At 63.3% G+C, this 5344-nt stretch carries 5 protein-coding genes; 4 read left to right on the top strand and 1 reads right to left on the bottom strand.

Annotation, left to right across the window (positions count from 1 at the left end; all coding sequences use genetic code 11):
* Positions 1-370: 370 nt before the first annotated feature.
* The gene (locus WA904_RS09975; RefSeq protein ID WP_425196975.1) at positions 371-760 is read right to left on the bottom strand and encodes a RidA family protein; all 390 of its coding nucleotides are present in this window, start codon (positions 758-760) and stop codon (positions 371-373) included.
* Between the two features lie 214 nt (positions 761-974).
* Here WA904_RS09975 and WA904_RS09970 point away from each other — a divergent pair, with 214 nt between their 5' ends.
* The 4 genes from WA904_RS09970 to WA904_RS09955 form a co-directional block, all read left to right on the top strand.
* Positions 975-2528: an ABC transporter substrate-binding protein gene (locus WA904_RS09970; RefSeq protein WP_425196974.1), complete on the top strand. Its 1554-nt coding sequence runs from the start codon at positions 975-977 to the stop codon at positions 2526-2528.
* Positions 2529-2664: 136 nt separating this feature from the next.
* Complete coding sequence (locus tag WA904_RS09965; protein WP_425196973.1) at positions 2665-3606, top strand: ABC transporter permease; 942 nt, start codon at positions 2665-2667, stop codon at positions 3604-3606.
* Between the two features lies 1 nt (position 3607).
* Positions 3608-4447: an ABC transporter permease gene (locus WA904_RS09960; protein WP_425196972.1), complete on the top strand. Its 840-nt coding sequence runs from the start codon at positions 3608-3610 to the stop codon at positions 4445-4447.
* Positions 4444-5344, top strand: a 901-nt coding sequence (locus tag WA904_RS09955; protein ID WP_425196971.1) for an ABC transporter ATP-binding protein, incomplete at its 3' end; no start/stop codon positions are given. The genes WA904_RS09960 and WA904_RS09955, both read left to right, overlap by 4 nt.

Here is a 5344-nt window from a genome sequence, read left to right as displayed (position 1 = left end):
GGTCCAGACGGATCAGGGCGAGCGATTGTCTGAGCCGAAGGCGAGTTCGAGCTTGACCCCGGCTGGACCGAGCACCGCAGGTTGCCCGCAGCGAAGCGGAGGGACGCAGACAGCAGGGTCGCCTTTTTCTTTGCTTACTTTCTTTTTGGCGACGCAAAAAGAAAGTGAGTTGCCGCCGGGCAACCCCCGGCTTGCAGGCACACCACAAATGCTGAAGACAAAGACGACGTCAACAAGCTCAGCCCGAACGGTGTTGGAGAATCGTTTGCATGGGTCCCGGATCAAGTCCGGGATGACAAGTTGAAAGTCTTGCTATGAATTCAGGAGCTGTTGGCGCCCAAATCCATTGGGTAAAATGCCAATTTGATCATCAAGCGACCGGCTTGTAAGCCACCACATCAATCTCAACCCGCGCATCCACCATCAACCGAGCCTCGGTAGTAGACCGCGCCGGTTTCCCTTCACCGAAGTAGCTCATATAGACGCGGTTGAAACTGCCGAAGTCACGCGCGTCCTGCAGCCAGACCGTGGTCTTGCAGACGTCGGCGAGGGTGCAGCCGGCCAAGGCCAGCGCGGCGGACAGGTTTTTCATGACCTGGCGCGTTTGCACCTCGATGCCGCCCACCACGATTTCGCCTTTTTCATCTGCCGGAACCTGGCCAGATACATAAACAAAGTCACCAGCCCGCACAGCCGGCGAAAAGGGCCGAGGCTGCTGGTCCGACGCGACGGGAGGGTTGCCTAGAAACTGCAGTGCCATGTCAAAAACTCCTTGTTGTGGCTGATCGATCACGGCGACACCAGGCTGGTGCGGCCTCATTGCTGCTTGCCCCAAGAGGGGGTCAGTCATGCATGATTATGAAATATATTTTCATAAATGAAGGTAAATATCAGGGTATCACCCGATATTTGACTGTTTTGGATGGCCTATTCTTTGCATTCTGAAAAATATTTTCATATTCAGGAGATTGAACATGCTGGATTTCTTGTATCTGAGCCGCCGCAAAGCGGCACTCGCATTGGTACTTGGCGCGGCGGCATGCCTGCCGCTGACGGCGCAATCCCAGGCGTCGAAATCGGCCCTGAACCTGGCCATGGTGGCGGAGCCGCCGACGCTGGACATCCAGTCCACGCCGGCCGACCTGGTCTGCATCATCATGCAGCACGTCTACGAGCCATTGTTCACCTTCGACGCCAAGGCCGCGCTGGTGCCCATGCTGGCCGAGTCCATGCCCAAGATTTCGGCCGACGGCAAGCTGTACAGCATCACCCTGCGCAAGGGCGTGAAGCTGCACAACGGACGCGAGCTCAACGCCGATGATGTGGTGGCCAGTCTCAAGCGCTGGATGGAAGTCTCGCCGCGCGGCAAGTCGGTTTCCGCCCAGGTGGCCGACCTCTCGGCCAAGGGCCCGCTGGCGGTGGAGATCAGCCTGAAAAACGCCTATGCACCCTTGCTGTCGCAGTTGGCCATGGCCTCGGGCATGGCGGCCATCATGGCCAAGGAATCGCTGGCGCAGCCGCTGCGTGAATACGTCGGCACCGGCCCTTACAAGTTCAAGGAGCGCCGGCCCGACCAGTACGTGCTGCTCACGCGCTTCGATGGCTACTCGGCCCGCACAGAAGCGGCCAGCGGCTACGGCGGCAAGCGCGTGGCGATGGTGGAAGAGCTGCGCTTCGTGCCGGTACCGAATGCCAACACGCGGGTGGAAGGCGCACTGGCCGGCCAGTTCCACTACGCCGACCTGCTGCCGATCGAAGCCCTGCCGCGGCTGGAAAAGGCCAGTGGGAAAGCGGTGCCGATCATGACGCCGTCCTTCGGTTTTCCTTACCTCGTGTTCAACACCAAGGACGGCTCGCTGGTCCAGCAGCCGGTGCGCAAGGCGGTGCAGACTGCGCTGGGCGAAGGCGAGATGCTGGCGGCCGGTTTTGGCGACACGCGCTTTTTCATCGCCGAGGGCAACCACTTCCCCAAGGGCACGCCGTTTTACTCGGACGCCGGTACTGCCAATTACAACGAGCGTGACGCCAGGAAAGCCAAGGCCCAGGCCGAGCAGGCCGGCTACAAGGGCGAACCGATCCGCATCCTCACCAGCCGTCAGTACGACTTTCACTACAACATGGCACTGATCATGGCCGAGCAGCTCAAGAAGGCGGGCTTCAAGGCCGAGCTGAATGTGGTCGAGTGGGCCACGCTGCTGCAGCGCCGCGCTGACCCCAAGCTGTGGGACATCTACATCACCCATTCGGGCCTGTTCCCCGAGCCCATGCTCTCGCCGCCGCAGCTTGGTGACGGCGCGCCGGGTTGGTGGAGCTCTCCAGCCAAGACCGCGGCGTTGGCCGCGCTGAACCAGGAACCCAACCCAGCCAAGCGTGGCGCGTTGTGGGGCAAGGTGCAGCAGGTGGTGTACGACGAAGTGCCCTACATCCAAGTCGGCAAGTTCGCCAGTCTCTCGGCGCGCGCACCGGCGCTGCAGGGCTACACGCCCTACACCTACCCCTTCTTCTGGAACACCAGCCTAAAGAATTGAGCCCCCACGCTTTTCGCTTCGGGCCTACGGCGCGCTGCCCCTTTCCTCACGTATGGGGCCGCCCGCCTGCGGCCCGGCTAAGCCGGTTCCGCGGCTCTACTGGAATGGGACGCTTTCGAATGGATAAAACAAGGGAATGACCCGCTATTTGCTATCACGCCTGGGCGGCATGCTGGTGGTCATGGCCATCGTGGCCGTACTGGTGTTCATCCTCACGCGCGCAGCCTCGGGTGACCCCATTGCCGTGCTGCTGGGTGACCAGGCCACGGCAGAGGACATCGCGCGGGTGCAGAAGGTCTACGGCCTGGACCGTCCGCTACCGGTGCAGTTCGGCCTGTGGGTCAGGGAACTGGCGCACGGCAACCTGGGCGAATCCATTTTCCTGCAGCGGCCGGTGACGCAGGCGCTGTGGGAACGTTCAGAGCCCACGGCCTTGCTCTCGCTGATGGCCATCACCATCGCAGCGCTGATCGGCGTGCCCTGCGGCATCGTTTCGGCCGTGTTCCGCGGCAAGGCCATCGACCAGGTCTTCACCGGCTTCGCCATGCTGGGCGCGAGTGTGCCCAGCTTCTGGTTCGGCCTGGTGCTGATGCAGATCTTTGCCGTGTCGCTGGGCTGGTTTCCGGTGTCGGGTTATGGTGAACCGGGTGCTTCGCTGGCCGCGCGCCTCCATTGCCTGGTGCTGCCGGCCACGGTGCTGGGCGTGCTGAACTCGGCGCTGATCATCCGCTTCACCCGCGCTTCGATGCTCGACGTGATGGGCGAAGACTATGTGCGAACCGCCCGCGCCAAAGGGCTTTCCGAAAACACGGTGGTGCTCAAACACGCCCTGCGTAATGCGCTGGTGCCCATCGTGACGGTGATTGGCCTCACGGTGGCGCTGATGATAGGCGGCGCGGTGGTGACTGAAACCGTGTTCGGCCTGCCCGGCGTCGGCAACCTGGTGGTCAGCGCCGTCATCCGGCGTGACTACCCCGTCATCCAGGGCGCGCTGCTGGTCGTGGCCGCTATCTATGTGATCATCAATTTCCTGATCGATTTGCTCTACACCGTGGTTGATCCGCGCGTGAAATACTGACATGCAGCTTCCGCTCATCCTGCGCAAACTGTTTCGCCGGCGCATCGTGCTGGCGGCGGCAATCACTCTGGTGGTGGTCGTTCTGGTGTCGGTGTTCGCCGGGCCGCTCAGTGGCCTGGATCCGAACGAAACCGCGGTGTCCCAGCGTCTTTCGCAGCCTTCGGCGACGCATCTGCTGGGCACGGACGAACTGGGCCGTGACCTGTTCGCCCGCATCGCTTTCGGTGGCCGCTACTCGCTGACGATCGCCTTGCTCACGGCTGTGGGTTCCATCGTGGCGGGCACACTGTTCGGGCTGATCGCGGGCTTCTTCCGCCGGCTGGACGCGCCGGTGATGCGCGTGGTTGACGCGATGATGTCCTTTCCCGACATCCTGCTGGCGATTGCGCTGGTCGGCATCCTCGGACCGTCGATGTTGAATGTGGTGTTCGCGCTGGTGCTGGTGTACACGCCGCGCGTGGCGCGTGTCGTGCGGGCGTCCACGCTGGTGGTGCGCGAGCTGCTGTTCGTTGAAGCGGCCCGTGCTGTCGGCGTTTCGACCATCCGCATTCTCTGGCGCCATATCCTTCCCAACCTGATGTCGCCGATCCTTGTGCAGGCTTCGTTCATCTTCGCCTACGCCATCCTGGCGGAAGCCGCGTTGTCTTTCCTGGGGGTGGGGGTTCCACCTGAAATTCCGACGTGGGGAACCATGGTCGCTGGCAGCCAGCAGTATGCGCACCAGGCCTTGTGGATCGTGCTCTTCCCCGGGCTTGCGATCATCCTGACCGCGCTGTCGCTGCAACTGCTGGGCGACGGCATCCGCGACCTGCTGGACCCGCGCCTGAGAAAGTCAATGTGAACCGCCTCGAAGTGCATAACCTGAGCACCTTCTTCGACACCGACGAAGGGCTGATCCGATCCGTCGCCGACGTGAGCTTCAATATCCGCGCCGGAAAGACCACGGCCATCGTCGGCGAATCGGGTTCGGGCAAGTCGGTGACCAGCCTGACCCTGATGCGCCTGTTGCCGCGCACAGCCAGCACGCAAGTCAGCGGCCAGGCCCTGTTTGTCAACCGCGCCGGCCAGACGCTGGACCTTCTCACCCTGCCGGAGCCGCAGATGCGTGCGATTCGGGGCAACGAAGTGGCCATGATCTTCCAGGAGCCCATGACCAGCCTGAACCCGGTGTTCACCATCGGTGAGCAGATCGCGGAGTCGCTGCGCCTGCACAAGGGCATGGACCGGACGGCGGCAATGGCGCAGGCCTTGCGCATGCTGGAGCTGGTTGAAATTCCGGCCGCCGCGCAGCGGCTGCGGGAGTACCCGCACCAGCTCTCGGGTGGCATGCGCCAGCGCGTGATGATCGCCCTGTCCATGGCCTGCGACCCCACGCTGCTGATCGCTGACGAGCCCACCACCGCGCTGGACGTGACGATCCAGGCGCAGATCCTGGCGCTGATGCGCCGGCTGCAGGCTGAGACCGGCATGAGCATCCTGTTCATCACCCACAACCTGGGGGTGGTGGCGCACCACGCCGACGACGTGGCCGTGATGTACGCGGGCCGCATCGTGGAGGCCGCACCGGTGAACGACCTGTTCGCGCGGCCGCAGCACCCGTACACCCAGGGCCTGCTGGCCTGCCTGCCGGGCCAGCAGCGCAAGCGCGCGCAGACCGTGGGCGGCAAGCGCCGTCTGTACGCGATCCGCGGCCAGGTTTCCAGCCCGCTGGCGCCGCCGCCCGGCTGCGCCTTCGAGC

Origin of the sequence: Polaromonas sp. (assembly GCF_049790275.1) — a bacterium.
In the GTDB taxonomy this organism is placed as follows: Bacteria; Pseudomonadota; Gammaproteobacteria; order Burkholderiales; family Burkholderiaceae_C; genus Polaromonas.
Note: the sequence above shows the minus strand (reverse complement) of the source record. Positions and strands in the feature narration are given on the sequence as shown.